The following is a 13,029-nucleotide window of genomic DNA, read 5'->3' as shown; positions in this document are numbered from 1 at the left end:
AAATTAATGAAAAAGCTTCTCTCTAGAACAATAAAAATAGGTATCGTTTTAAATCTGCCGCCGCTATTTTTAAAACTCATGCTGTTAGCTAAACTCGATATTTTTCCCTTTATTTTTTCGGCATTGCTATGGGCAAATATTCCACTTCAGTACCTAGGCATTGGCTCGTTATTTGACTCAAGCCAGCTCACTTGGGGAGAGTTTGGTGTCAGCCAAGCATCGCCGATTGTTTGGTCGGTTATTGTATTGTTCTGGTTGATCGTAGCGGCGCTTATTAGCTATGTCAGTTTGCTAGGGAAAGTAAGAGTTGAACGGAATTAATAGGCTATTTTTTAGAGCGGGTTAATTATTGGGGGCTGCTTTGAGCGAGTAGCAGAAGTTGGGTTTGCTCTGACCTGCCGCATACTAAGTAATAGCTCTAGCCTCTCTGTTTTCAGCAGGAAAATGCGACTACTAATATTCGGCTTTACCAGATAGTAGCGATCTTTTTTCACCGCTATTTCACCTTTGCTCTGATAATTTCATTTGAAATTACACAAAGGAGCAATTCATGCGTCTACATAAAATTATTTATTGTTTGTTTTTACTAATCCCGACTTACTCTGTTGCGGCAGAAGAAGTAACTGTTATTTTTGAATCTGGGTTCGGTGTCGACGGAGAAGTTTGGAACCCAGTCATCGAACAGCTACCGGCCAATATCAAAGTCATCAATCCAACTCGCCTCAGCCTGACGTCTGCAAACACTCAGCCGACAACTATTCAGCAAGACGTTAGTTCATTAATCAAAAAGATTCACCGTGAGAGTGAACAGCGTCAAGTTATTGTGGTAGGCCACTCCTACGGAGGTTTAATTGTGACCGAAGCTATGCGCGAGGTAAGCTCGCAGGTACTTGGCGTGGTGCTTATTGAACCAACAGTTAAAGTTCAACGCGTGCGTTATCGAAAACTGGATTCTGAGCGCGTCGCGCGCGATGACAAGGTGATGGCAAAATACATGCCCTCGCATCTATTGCCGCACTATAAGGTGCTCATGCAAGAACTCGATAGCACTGATGAAAACTTGATACCGTTACCTGCTGATCTGCGTGTGACACTTTATACCTCGACGCAGATCCATCCTGAGCCAATGTTTATTGAGGAGACTAAAGCTGGCAAAGAATTATGGATGCAAATGCATAACGAGCTATTTAGTTTAATTCGGGCTGGTCAGCATATTCGTTCCGACAAATGGGGTCACTCGATTCATAGTGAGTATCCAGAAGAGATAGCGAATGCTATTTTGAATCTTGCCGCCGAAGGCTCATAATAAGAAAGTCTTTAAGAGGAGCACACCATGCCCAAAGAACGTTCAATTTTACTTATCGAGGATAACTTAGCGATTGCCAGACAGGTCGTCGACTTTCTCGAAGGGTTGGGTTGGAACGTGGATTTTGCCTCCTCTGGACAGTTAGGAATAAAACTAGCATTAAACGCGCAATTTAACGTAATCTTACTTGATTTGAATCTTCCTGACACAGATGGCCTAGCCGTCTGTCAGGCTATCAAAGAACAAGCCCAACGCAATCAGCCCATATTAATGGTAACTGCGCGTGATGCCTTTGAAGATAAAGCCAAAGGCTTTGGTCATGGTGCCGATGATTACCTGACGAAACCATATGATTTACGTGAACTAGCACTGCGCTGCGAGGCGCTCTCTCGACGCCCCGAACTCCACCGGGACAGCTTATTAATCGAAGGCGGTTTGCGAGTCGATATGCGTGCGATGACCGCACACTGGCAGCAGACACCAATACCACTGACCGGCATCGGCTTAAAGCTTTTGAGCGAGTTGCTCGTTGCCCATCCTTATCCAGTGAGTCGCTCCAACCTGATAAGTGCTATTTGGGGCGCAGATCCACCTGAAAGTAATGCATTGAAGTCCCATATCTATTCTTTGCGTAAGGTGTTAGAGCATGTGAGCGGGCGACAGCTTCTGTTTACCATCAGTAATGTGGGCTACCAACTTAAAGGACTGGATTAAGGTGAGGGCTAATAGCATAAGAGCCAAGTTATTCATCTCATTTGGCGTTTTGGTTCTCATCATTAGCTTCGTCTACATGCGTCTGAGCTATCTCGCGATCACCACATCTGAAGCCGTTACAGCGTCAGTCTTGTTAGAGACTGATCCACCCGGAATGATAACGACAGTGTATTCCGAAGCAGACTTGCCAGCGTGCAACTCAACGTCTTTACTCCATGATACGAACATAACTGTCTATGAATGCGTAGAGCAGACGGTTTATAGCTACGCAACTAAAGACGCGCAAGGAGCCCCGGTATGGAAGCTGTTAGATGCAACCGAAGCCTTACCTTTTTCCAGATTTAATGGCGTGTTAAATTTATTTAACACGAGTTTGGCGCTGGCTGCTATCGTATTGGCTTTGCTTGCTACTTGGATTATCGCGAACCGAATAGCTCAGCCCATTCGGAACCTGACGGAGCAGGTTCTTCGGCAACGTGACAATGCTGACGCGTCGATTAAACGTTTATCTCGTGAGGACGAAATTGGTCAGTTAGCGGATGCTTTTTATTACACTTACTCTGAATTGCAGAGCGCTTTGCAACGTGAAAAAGACTTTACGCGCGACGTTAGCCATGAATTACGTACACCGATTACGTTAATCAAAAACACTCTGACACTCATTCGTGATGACGCCCTACCACCTGACACGATGAAGCTTTTGCAGCATGCAACGAGTGAGCTCCAACAAACAATCAATGTGTTACTTGCTCTGGCTCGCAAGGAAAACCTCAACTTTACTGAATTGAGTTTTGTGCCGCTGCTAGAGGAGGCCATTTTAGGAATTCATCGTGTGCACCCGGACCTTGTTTTTGACTGTCATGTCGACCTTCCACCCCGACTTAGAGTATACGGCAATCAAAATTTAATCAGTTTGTTGTGTCAGAACCTGATAAGCAATGGTTTTTACCATGGCGATGCTAACGGTCTCAGGGTTCATCAAAGTGATGGCGGGGCGATTGTTTTTGAAAATAGTTTGGGGGAGTCCTCAGAGCGTCCTTACTATCAGGGCTTGGGTCATGGTCAGTATTTAGTAAAACGCATCGCTAAAGTCATGAACTGGAGCGTGAGTATCGAACAAACTAGCGATATTTATCGCGTCAAAATAACTCCCACTACGGTACTCGCGTAAGTTAATTGAAGCGGCAAGGTCAGCTGATACCACGGTCCGCTCTTGGCACAAAGCTGAACGTCAGCAATGAACGAGCAGCAGACATTTCTGACTCTTGGTCTACTTCAAATAGTGACTAGCCTCTACGTTGCTCATCAGTATGAGGAATGCCGAAAATACGAGGCTCGCTCACTTCGAAAATTTTGCGTGTTTTGTTATTTTGGTGTTTATATAAGTTGTTTACGGTGATTCGTATTGAAAAAAATGAAGGTCACTCTAAGGTCACGCCAACAACAATAATTCAAGGAATATAATTTGTGAAAACGTTGAACTTGGTTGCGGTATTCATGATCACTTTATTCAGTGTGTTGCCGCTCTCTGCTGACGAGTTGTCTGCAGAAGAATATTTAAAGGAAATAAATAGGGCGTCTAGTCGAGTCTATGAACAAACCAATGGAAAAACCTTAAGTGCTAAAATCGAAATTTTGGAGGCACTTTTATTAGAGTATGAAGATAATCATCCTGTGCTCGATTTTCTGCTGCAAGAGCTTGGCACAGCATATTCATTTACGGGGCAACACCAGCAAGCCCTGTATGCCTTTGATCAACACGACCCTTACTCTGATCAGTTAAACACCGCGGTTAAAGCGTTGAAAACACAAGATGCTGTCAAAAACATTGCTGATACCGCTGGTAAGTATCAAATAGTGATGGTCAACGAAGCTCACCATGTACCGCAACACCGCATTCTCACCTACAGGTTACTGGAAAGTCTATGGAACCAAGGATTTCGCTATTTGGCTTTAGAGGCACTCTCGGCTAACGCTGAAAATAAGTTACCCCCTGAATACGTTAACGAGAAAGCAGGCTTTTACACAAATGAACCGCTTTTTTCCAATTTAGTGCTGCGAGCTCGTCAGTTGGGGTTTCAACTCGTATCCTATGATTACGGTTCTGAAGTCGGAGCGGGAACAGAGGCGCGGGAGCGAAGTGCTGTGAAGAATCTTCGCATAAAAGTATTTAACAGTGAGCCCGATGCCAAAATGCTCATTCATGTGGGATATAGTCACATTAATGAAAGCCGATGGCTCGCTCACTATTTGAAAGAGTCACTAAAGACTGATCCACTGACCATCAATCAAACAGACTTCACCGAGCGAAGCGACGTAAAATACGAACCCAAAAGTTACACTTGGGTCATCGATAAACATGATTTCAGTAATCCCGTTGTGCTAACAAAAGGGAACGGTGAGTATTGGTCTCCAACGCCGGAAGAGTACGATGTTACCGTAATTTGGCCGCGTACTGAGTACCGCTTAAACCGTCCCCAATGGGCACGATTGGGTAAAGAATTAATGCCCGTTGACCCGTCGTGGTGCAAACAGTTTTTTCCGTGCACAATTGAAGCGTACAAAGTCGGTAACTCCGACGAAGTCCCCTCCGATAGAATCGTCATTCACGACACTAGTGTACCGAGTGGCATTTTCATTTCGGAATCAACCCGAATACTTAAAGTTACTGATGCTCAGGGCAAACTTAAACATATTAAGGAGTTAAGAATTGATTAGACTTTAATATGAAACATGAGCAAGTGTACGGAGCGATATCGCCAAATCCCTAAAGCTGAGAGCAATACATACAAGCCGACACTATTCTTGTACTCGAGCGTTAACGTCCGCTCCTGAAATCAAGCAGTTTGTCCGTTATGAGCGAACAGCGGAAGTTCGATTCACCCGTCGCTCTACAACTCATTGCGTTGCTTTGGTTAAGTGTGTCGATTAGTATCAAGCTTTACCTGCCAATATTTGCACACGAGGTGGTGATGGAAATAGAAGTAGTAAGACCAAAACAATTTGCTGATATTTTTCGAGACTATCACTTGCTGGTAGATGGTAAAGAGGCGGCTGTTATAAAGCGTGGTGCAACACAAACAATAACTTTGCCTGAAGGTAGTAAGACGCTGAAAGCTGTAATTGATTGGTGCTCGAGTCCTGATTTTGATGTTAGTGATATTCGCTCTGGAAAAATCGTAGTAAAGAACGCATTTTCCTCTAACTTTTTCAAGTCTCTATTTCTGCCGCTGTATTACATTACCTTAGGTAAAGAAAGGTACTTAAAGATTGAAGCCGGCATATGAAAACTCAGTGCGCCTTGCCTGTGTAGCTTGCTCGAACTTCCGCTGTTGGCACAAACCAGACCTCCGATAACAAGCTAAAAATCAATATTTAGATCACAAAAGTGTGCCTTCCATTCGGTACCATCGTCTGGCTCGTTAGGTTCGATTGCGTAATCGCCGACCAGGCACCGCAGCCGACACCTTACATGCACTCAAGCAGTTACCAACGCCACCGAAATAGCGATTTACGAAAAATACCTCTCAGAGTTTGGCTATCAGTTTTTTATTGCTCGGAAGGTGGGGTGAGAAAGGGTTCTGTTGTCCGCTCTTTAACGACTCAAAAGGAACCTCTTTTGCGGAAAAAGCACTAAAGTGCTATTGCGCTCAAAGACTTTGTCGCTCATGCTTCGTCAGCAAAAGCGGGGGCACCTATTATTTATTACTTCGGCGCGTCAATTGCAACCTGAACCGGGCTTTGCCGTGGCAACCACAGTAAGAGCTGCGGCAACCGCAATGGCCATTTCACTATCAAGAGAAGCAGCGCCTTTGGGTATTCAAGTAAATGTCTTGCAACCGAATTACTTATATAGCGAAATGTACTACCCCAAATCACACTTTATTGAATCTGAAGAAGGGCGAAGCGAGATTGCTGCAAAAGTTCCAATGGGAAGACTCGGGAAACCGGAAGAGCTCGGAGAACTCGCGGAACTGTTAATCTCGGGAAGAAGCTCATTTACAACGGGTCAGGTGATTAACTTTACCGGGGGATGGCCGTAGGTTCAGTGTATATGTACACAGGTGTTCCATATTTGATTTAGATGACAGTGAATGCTGTAAATGGTTCACGGAGAACTCCTTCGAGTTTTAGCTCGAAAACCAGTGAATACAGATAGTCTGCTTTGAGTGATGAACGGCTCCTTGGGCTTGTTAATATTTCTAATGGCGAACACTATACTTCTAGCCTTGCTGTTGTATTGTGTATTTAAGTCGTTTAATGTCTATTCCTTTATGGAAAAGTTAAGTACTTTCAGTAGGTTGGGTGTAAAAAAAGAGTTTGCAATCGTACTATTTACAACCGTACTAAAGGTACACAAACATCTACATGGAGGGTTTTATGACAAAAACAGCTTTAGAAAAGCATAGTTATTTTTTAGCCATTGTGTTCGCGCTTTTGGGGATAGTTGGCATAATAGATTATTTATACAAATACTCATTCCACACTGAAGACTTAGGTAGTGTTCAGAATTCTGTGTCATTTCGTTAAACTAAGCAAAAAAGAGATGACATATGACCAAAAACAATTTCGACATGGATGCCGCTTTAAAGCAGTTGCGTGAAGGCAAAGACCTCACCGGCAAAGACGGCATCCTGACACCGCTTATTAAACAACTCACCGAAGCCGCGATGCAGGCTGAGCTTGAAGAGCATCTCAGTGATAAAGAGCAATCTAACCGCAAGAACGGTTCGACGTCAAAAACAGTCAAGAGTCCTGCCGGCAGCTTTGAATTAGATACGCCCCGCGACAGAGCCGGCTCGTTTGAGCCGCAACTGGTTAAAAAACATCAGACGCATTTAACCGATGAGCTGGAGCGTAAAATTATTGCATTGTTTTCGCTTGGAACCAGCTATCAAGACATTCGCATGCACATTGAAGATCTGTACGGCATTCATGTCTCAAACGGCACCATTAATGCCGTCACGGATAAGCTTCTGCCGGAGCTTCAGGCATGGCGTGAACGGCCTTTAGAAGCGGTTTACCCCATTGTATGGCTCGATGCCATTCACTATAAAATCAAAGAGAATGGGCGTTTTATCAGCAAAGCTGTTTATACCATTCTAGGCCTCAATATTGACGGTAAAAAAGAGCTTCTGGGGCTTTATTTATCCGAGTCAGAAGGCGCTCATCACTGGCTGAGTGTGTTGACCGATCTCCATAATCGAGGCGTTCAGGATATTCTGATTGCCTGCGTAGACGGCTTAAAAGGCTTCCCTGAAGCCATAGAAAGCATCTACCCGAAAACCGAGGTGCAACACTGCATCATTCACCAAATTCGTAATTCGCTGAAGTACGTGGCCAGCAAAAATCAGAAAGCCTTCATGGCCGATTTAAAATGCGTGTATAAAGCCGCGACGCTATCCGCTGCCGAAAGCGCGCTGGATGATTTAGAAACCAAATGGGGCGATAAATATCCCATCGTTATTCAATCCTGGCGCAATAAGTGGGCGACACTCTCAGCGTATTTTAAATACCCCGACTATGTGCGGACCGTCATCTACACAACCAATGCCGTTGAGGCGGTACACCGCCAGTTCAGAAAACTGACCAAAACCAAAGGCGGTTTTAGCAATGAAGGTAGCTTGCTTAAGCTGCTGTACGCGGGTATGTTAAAAGCAACTGAGCGCTGGTCGCACCCGGTGCAGAACTGGAATCTGACACTGTCTCAGCTAACCATCCACTTTGAAGGTCGACTGGATGGCCACATAGATTTATGAAAACTTGGCTGACACAGAATATTGAACACTCTCAAGACTTATTAAAGGGACTTGGTTTCTTGCTCATGGCACCTTTTGCATATTTTTATCCCAGCATTGATGGCGTCAAGAAAGCATCTACTAGCACTCATGCTGTACTATGGTCAAAGTACCTTTCTTACGTTGGGATTGCACTTGCCACTGCTGGATTTATATTCCAGTGGCTGTAACCCCTAACAACTCACACAAGCTAACCCGCCATGCAGCTTAAACTCATTTCTGCCAAATAAGCGCGATTCTACTGGGAGCTCTTAAGGCGTTGTTGTTTATTGTGGGCAGCGCTCCTATCACATGTGTCATACCTAAATTTGATTTTAATGTTTGTTGTTGGTATTACTAATTTGTTGATCAAAATCCTGATAAACAGCATGTGATGCCTAAAACAAGGAACTCAGAAATGAATAAGAAAAAAGTATGGGGTTGCCTGTCTGCACTGCTTATGGTCTCTAGTTTCTTCTTTACACATGCATCTGCGCAACAGCGTGAGGAGTGGATCGAAATACACGCTGATAGGTTTGATAGGGTCGAGGCGTTCTTTTTAGATAATGGCTGTGAGTTTTATCAAAATGCAGCGTTTATTTACGACAGTGGGTCCGCACGTTTCATCAGTAAGGCTGAGGTTAAAGAGGTACTGCCTGCAGATGCGGATCTGTTTATGGAGCACGGTTGCTCAATTGAGGTCTCTCCGAAGGCGCTGAGTCAGGTATTAAGTTACGACAAGCGCATTCCTGAAAACACCAAGGTCATTCTATTTTTTGATTTGGCGGTTGCTCAAGATGGCAGCTCGGTCATAAATATGCTATCTGACGATCTCAAATCGGCTTATAAGGCGCGCCTAGCCGGTTTATCCAAGATTCATAAGTTCGAGAAGTATAAAGTCGTGACTTCCTTAACTGGCTACAACCAATAAGTGCTGACGTTATGCTAACCATACCTTCGCGAAAATCGAAACTGCAAAAGTGGCTTATTATCGTCGTGTCTTGCACCGCCCTCGCACTTGTATTTTGGGGTCTCAGCAGTGCGGTCGCGTCGTTAAGTCAAAATACCGTGCTTAATCCAAGTCAACTTGAGGTGGATACGGGTGCCGTTAAACGATCGGTTGCGGCGTATGGTCGGTTGCGCCCAAGAAATAGCAGTACAGTTATCGCAGAGGTGAGCGGCACGATTGAAACGATTCATCAGTACCCTGGCGAACATATTGAACAGTCTGAGCTAATCATCACGCTGCGCAATCCGTCGTTAATGCGGCAGCTTGATACGGCTGAACTGGCGGTGCTTCGTGCTCAGGCAAATTTAGAGTCCACCGAGGCCCAATTGTATGAGCGTCGCATTACGCTCGAGAACGATCTGGCGCTAATGGAGAGCGAAATCACCTTTGCACAAAAAGAGTTAGAGACGAAAGCCTTTTTGCTCGAGGAGGCGATCGTCGCCAAGCTTGATTACATGCGCTCAGAGACCAGCTTAGAGCAAACTAAGTTAAAGCATCAGTTGCAGCAACGTAAGCTAGATGCGTTTAAGAAGTCTGAGCAGGCTGAGTTAAAGGCGGCTCAATATCAGCTCAAAGAGGCAGAAAAAGAGCTGGAGATGGTTCGGTATGATATTCAACAACTTAATGTGACTGCCAAGCGGGCTGGCATTCTTAATGAGTTGGGTACGAGTTTAGAGGTCGGTAGCTCGATTGAGCGCGGGCAGACACTCGCACAGATAACGGAACCGTCTCATTTATATGCCGATTTGCTGATCTCGGCACAAGACGCTAATCATGTTGTACCATCCCAGCCGGTCTCAGTTAATATCCGCAATACTGTGGTCAATGGCGAAGTACTTAGGGTTTATCCCAGTGCCGAGAATAACCAGGTTCGCCTTGAGGTTAAGTTCAGTGAGGCGTTGCCCGAGTCGGCACGGCCGAACTTAGATATTTCGGCTGAGATAGCAACGCAGCAACTCACAGAAGTGACTCGTTTACCTATTTTTGAGGCGGTCAGGCGCAATCACTCGATGCTCGATGTGTTTGTGCTACGTGATAATCGCTACGTGCGGCAGCAGGTGCGACTCGGATTGATGGGCAACCATTACATTGAGGTGTTGAGTGGTCTTAAAGCGGGCGATCGTGTGCTGATCAATGTGCCTGAAGCGTATCAGTCTGCAACAGAAATACCTGAGAGCGAGTTAGAAAATGGCTGAATTGCTTAAGCTAGACAAGGTTACAAGGGCATTTAGTGATGGCACGCAACAGGTCATGGCGCTAAGCAATGTGAGCTTTTCGGTCGGTGAGGGTGAAACACTGGCGATTGTTGGACCCTCGGGGAGCGGTAAATCAACGCTTTTATCGATCTTAGGCTTATTGGACAGAGGCTATAAAGGCACCTACACAATAAGCGATACCAATGCGGCAGCATTGGATAATCAACAGCTCGCACACCTTAGAAACCGTGAGATTGGCTGGGTTTTTCAGAATTTTAATTTAATCAGTCACTTAAGTGTGCTTCATAATGTCGTGTTGCCGATGCGCTATAACCGCGAGATCGACAAACGGACATACTACGAACGCGCATTGGCGGTGTTAGACAGTGTTGGGTTAAAGGATAAGCTGTACGCAAAGCCGAGTCAGCTATCAGGGGGTCAGCAACAACGCGTTGCAATAGCACGCGCTTTGGCGAATCAACCCAGTTTGGTGCTCGCCGACGAGCCGACCGGTAACCTTGATTCGAAAACAGGGAATATGATTTCTGAGTTACTCATGTCGTTGGCTCAAGCGGGCACGACCGTGATTATCGTGACCCACGATGATAAGGTCGCGGCGAAGTGTGATACGCAAATTCGTTTAAAAGACGGAACCATCACGCATGGTGAGTAGTCGGCTACTGTTTGACTTACTCTGTGAATGGAACCGCTGGGCGGGTCAGCGCGGTAAAGTGTTGATCCTCATTGTTGGTTTCAGCCTCATTAGCTTTGTGTTTGCTATGGTTCTGCGTTTGGGCGACGTGTTGTTTTTTGAGAACCCCGATTGGGTCGGCAGTGAAGCCGACTTTTACACTCTTTCATCGGTGTATGATGATGGTCGGCAAGCGGGCGTAAGTCAGCAAACCATAGCGTCATTAAAGGATTTACCCTATGTCACCGATGTCGCTTGGCTGCGCACACGCACGTTTGACTTTCGATCCAATGATTACGCTCTTTACCAACCGCTCGCATTAGTATTCGAACCTCACCTTGTTGACTTGTTGCAGCTTGAGTTCCCAGCGACCGACAAGCGTTCGACTGGTGTGTGGTTAACACAGCGTTACTGGCGAGAGGCGTTTAATAGCGATCCAGAAGTGGTTGGCAAATACTTAACGCATGAAAAGCTCCCCAACAGCGTGCCGATTCGTGGTGTTTTACCTCAGCAATTTAATCGCATCGGTCCGTGGTCGCCAGACATCTTATTGCCTGCCGATTACTTACGTTATGTCACACCCTTTGCGCCAAGCAGTACGCTGATGATCGACCGCTTTCTGCGGTCAGTGCCGGAGTATTACGGATTTTTTAAGACGCGTCGTCCAATTGATGTCGAACGCCTCTCGCAGGAAATGCGCAACAACGATTTTTCGGTTCAAGGTATGCAAGTTGAAAGTCATGGCGGTGAACTGAACATTTTTAACGGCATTATGCTCGATCAGAAGTCGGCAACAATGCTTAAACAGCTTTGGACCTTTAGTGTTTTATTGGTTATTGCATTGGTGAGCATTTTTTCTTTAAACGCGTTTATGAGTTTTTCGAATCGTAATTTATTACTGGCCGACGAGTATCGTGTGTTACAAACCATAGGCGCACAACCTATTGATTTGGTGCGTCCCGTTATTGTCGCGTCGGTCATTAAAATGGGTATTATTGCGTTGATATCATTGGGTCTGCATGTGTTGGCGAGCCATTTTATTGGCATGAACGATCACGCTACACGACTCGACCTTTTTAGTTTAGACGGAAAGTATCCCTATTATTGGGCACTCAGTTTGGTGTTTATCACGCTGATTTACGCAACCGCGATTATTTTTCCGTTAATGAGCTTGCGTAAAAAGACATTATTCAGTCGCGTTATGGGGACTAATCGAGGTTACAAACAATTGTTGGTGGGGCAAGGTAGTCTTATTTTTCAGCTCTCTATTGCCATTATTGCCACGATTGCCGCGATTCAAATCAGCAAACAACAAATCGAACTGTTTGCGCCGTTTAATTTTAATACCTCAGTGCAACAGGTGGTGATTAATCATCATGGTGGTCGGCTGCCGATTGAATCCCTTGAGAATACGCGCAAGGAAGAGAACAACATTGCGATGGCGTTATCAGTTGCTCCGTTCGATAAGCCGCAAACGATCAGTGTCGGCGCACGTGAATTGGGTTTTGAGCGCGAGTTCGAAGTGCACTATGTCTCGCAGAATTATTTTAACCAACTCTCGGCGCAAGTTTCAGCCGATACGCGAGACTGGAAGAGTGGGGTGGTGATTAACCGAACGGCACAACAGTTTTTAGCTGAAAACCGATTTAATATACGCGCAACGCCGTTATATCTTGGCAAGATTCTCGGCTCGCATCGTATTTTCGGTGTCGTCGATGATATTCCCCATGGAGGACGATTTAAGCGCGATCAGCCCACAGTGTATTTACCGTTGAGTACCGTGTTCTCAACGCCTCAATCGTACACGCTGTATCTTGACGAACGGATGGATGTGTCGAGCTCGGGTGCCTTAAAGAGTTATCTCGATACCCATTTGGTTGATGCGCAGATCACATCATCATCCACGCTAAAAACGATTATTGATGCGCAAGAGGCGCGCGCGCAGCAGCTTTTTTATTTTTCTATTTCGGTGGTGATTATTACCTTGTTCGGTATAGCCTTAACGCTTGGGTATCAAGTGCGCTCGCGACTCCAGCTAGAAAAAGCCGATTATGGTGTTTTAATTGCCATTGGTGCGCCGTTTAACGCACTGCTGATTAAAGCATGCAAGCCAATCGCTATGGGCTTTGGTGCCGCTGTTATCGTGACGTTCGCAGGTTACATGCTGCTAGTTCACTTGGGCTACTTGCACCACGTTAATCTAGCGAGTGCCATCAACTTAATCGCACTAGTTTTGGTCGGATTAATTACTCTCAGTGCCGTTGCATTGCCATTACTTAAACTCACTCGTAGCCAAGTGATCGACCTAATAAAGCAAGAGTAACGGCTAGTCTTTA

12 protein-coding genes are annotated in these 13,029 nt (G+C 45.4%); all 12 read left to right on the top strand.

Annotated features, from left to right (window positions below):
• Nucleotides 1-6: 6 nt before the first annotated feature.
• The 12 genes from AC3AP5_RS05670 (at nucleotide 7) to AC3AP5_RS05615 (ending at nucleotide 13,016) form a co-directional block, all read left to right on the top strand.
• Entirely contained in the window at nucleotides 7-321 is a 315-nt protein-coding gene (locus tag AC3AP5_RS05670) for a hypothetical protein (RefSeq protein ID WP_487327186.1), read from the top strand.
• Nucleotides 322-550: 229 nt separating this feature from the next.
• On the top strand, nucleotides 551-1,306 hold the full coding sequence (locus AC3AP5_RS05665) for an alpha/beta fold hydrolase (RefSeq protein WP_487327185.1): 756 nt from the start codon (nucleotides 551-553) through the stop codon (nucleotides 1,304-1,306).
• A gap of 27 nt (nucleotides 1,307-1,333) precedes the next feature.
• Nucleotides 1,334-2,020 (top strand): response regulator transcription factor, encoded by a 687-nt coding sequence (locus AC3AP5_RS05660; RefSeq protein WP_006955876.1) that lies wholly within the window; start codon nucleotides 1,334-1,336, stop codon nucleotides 2,018-2,020.
• Nucleotides 2,021-2,096: 76 nt separating this feature from the next.
• Nucleotides 2,097-3,191 (top strand): sensor histidine kinase, encoded by a 1,095-nt coding sequence (locus AC3AP5_RS05655; RefSeq protein WP_487327184.1) that lies wholly within the window; start codon nucleotides 2,097-2,099, stop codon nucleotides 3,189-3,191.
• Between the two features lie 296 nt (nucleotides 3,192-3,487).
• Nucleotides 3,488-4,738 carry a hypothetical protein gene (locus AC3AP5_RS05650; protein WP_487327183.1) on the top strand — a complete coding sequence of 417 codons (1,251 nt, stop codon included), beginning with the start codon at nucleotides 3,488-3,490 and terminating at the stop codon, nucleotides 4,736-4,738.
• Between the two features lie 137 nt (nucleotides 4,739-4,875).
• On the top strand, nucleotides 4,876-5,307 hold the full coding sequence (locus tag AC3AP5_RS05645; RefSeq protein WP_487327182.1) for a hypothetical protein: 432 nt from the start codon (nucleotides 4,876-4,878) through the stop codon (nucleotides 5,305-5,307).
• A 351-nt stretch (nucleotides 5,308-5,658) separates the two neighbouring features.
• Nucleotides 5,659-6,063, top strand: a complete 405-nt coding sequence (locus AC3AP5_RS05640; RefSeq protein ID WP_487327181.1) for an SDR family oxidoreductase — start codon at nucleotides 5,659-5,661, stop codon at nucleotides 6,061-6,063.
• Between the two features lie 510 nt (nucleotides 6,064-6,573).
• Entirely contained in the window at nucleotides 6,574-7,779 is a 1,206-nt protein-coding gene (locus tag AC3AP5_RS05635; protein WP_487326376.1) for an IS256 family transposase, read from the top strand.
• 436 nt (nucleotides 7,780-8,215) lie between these two features.
• Entirely contained in the window at nucleotides 8,216-8,728 is a 513-nt protein-coding gene (locus AC3AP5_RS05630; protein ID WP_487327180.1) for a hypothetical protein, read from the top strand.
• 11 nt (nucleotides 8,729-8,739) lie between these two features.
• A complete protein-coding gene (locus tag AC3AP5_RS05625) occupies nucleotides 8,740-10,002 on the top strand; it encodes an efflux RND transporter periplasmic adaptor subunit (RefSeq protein WP_487327179.1) in 1,263 nt (420 codons plus the stop codon).
• Entirely contained in the window at nucleotides 9,995-10,675 is a 681-nt protein-coding gene (locus AC3AP5_RS05620) for an ABC transporter ATP-binding protein (protein WP_487327178.1), read from the top strand. Before AC3AP5_RS05625 ends, AC3AP5_RS05620 begins: the two co-directional genes overlap by 8 nt.
• Complete coding sequence (locus AC3AP5_RS05615; protein WP_487327177.1) at nucleotides 10,665-13,016, top strand: ABC transporter permease family protein; 2,352 nt, start codon at nucleotides 10,665-10,667, stop codon at nucleotides 13,014-13,016. The genes AC3AP5_RS05620 and AC3AP5_RS05615 overlap by 11 nt, the downstream gene beginning before the upstream one ends.
• Nucleotides 13,017-13,029 lie beyond the last annotated feature (13 nt).

The sequence above is a fragment of the Idiomarina sp. D18 genome, assembly GCF_057748155.1.
Note: the sequence above shows the minus strand (reverse complement) of the source record. Positions and strands in the feature narration are given on the sequence as shown.

What these genes read in the sequence shown, in the direction of transcription:
- AC3AP5_RS05630 (WP_487327180.1), top strand. Translation starts at nt 8,216, where the DNA reads ATGAATAAGAAAAAAGTATGGGGTTGCCTGTCTGCACTGCTTATGGTC.
- AC3AP5_RS05620 (WP_487327178.1), top strand. Translation starts at nt 9,995, where the DNA reads ATGGCTGAATTGCTTAAGCTAGACAAGGTTACAAGGGCATTTAGTGAT.
- AC3AP5_RS05670 (WP_487327186.1), top strand. Translation starts at nt 7, where the DNA reads ATGAAAAAGCTTCTCTCTAGAACAATAAAAATAGGTATCGTTTTAAAT.
- AC3AP5_RS05655 (WP_487327184.1), top strand. Translation starts at nt 2,097, where the DNA reads ATGCGTCTGAGCTATCTCGCGATCACCACATCTGAAGCCGTTACAGCG.
- AC3AP5_RS05660 (WP_006955876.1), top strand. Translation starts at nt 1,334, where the DNA reads ATGCCCAAAGAACGTTCAATTTTACTTATCGAGGATAACTTAGCGATT.
- AC3AP5_RS05665 (WP_487327185.1), top strand. Translation starts at nt 551, where the DNA reads ATGCGTCTACATAAAATTATTTATTGTTTGTTTTTACTAATCCCGACT.
- AC3AP5_RS05645 (WP_487327182.1), top strand. Translation starts at nt 4,876, where the DNA reads ATGAGCGAACAGCGGAAGTTCGATTCACCCGTCGCTCTACAACTCATT.
- AC3AP5_RS05625 (WP_487327179.1), top strand. Translation starts at nt 8,740, where the DNA reads ATGCTAACCATACCTTCGCGAAAATCGAAACTGCAAAAGTGGCTTATT.
- AC3AP5_RS05635 (WP_487326376.1), top strand. Translation starts at nt 6,574, where the DNA reads ATGACCAAAAACAATTTCGACATGGATGCCGCTTTAAAGCAGTTGCGT.
- AC3AP5_RS05615 (WP_487327177.1), top strand. Translation starts at nt 10,665, where the DNA reads ATGGTGAGTAGTCGGCTACTGTTTGACTTACTCTGTGAATGGAACCGC.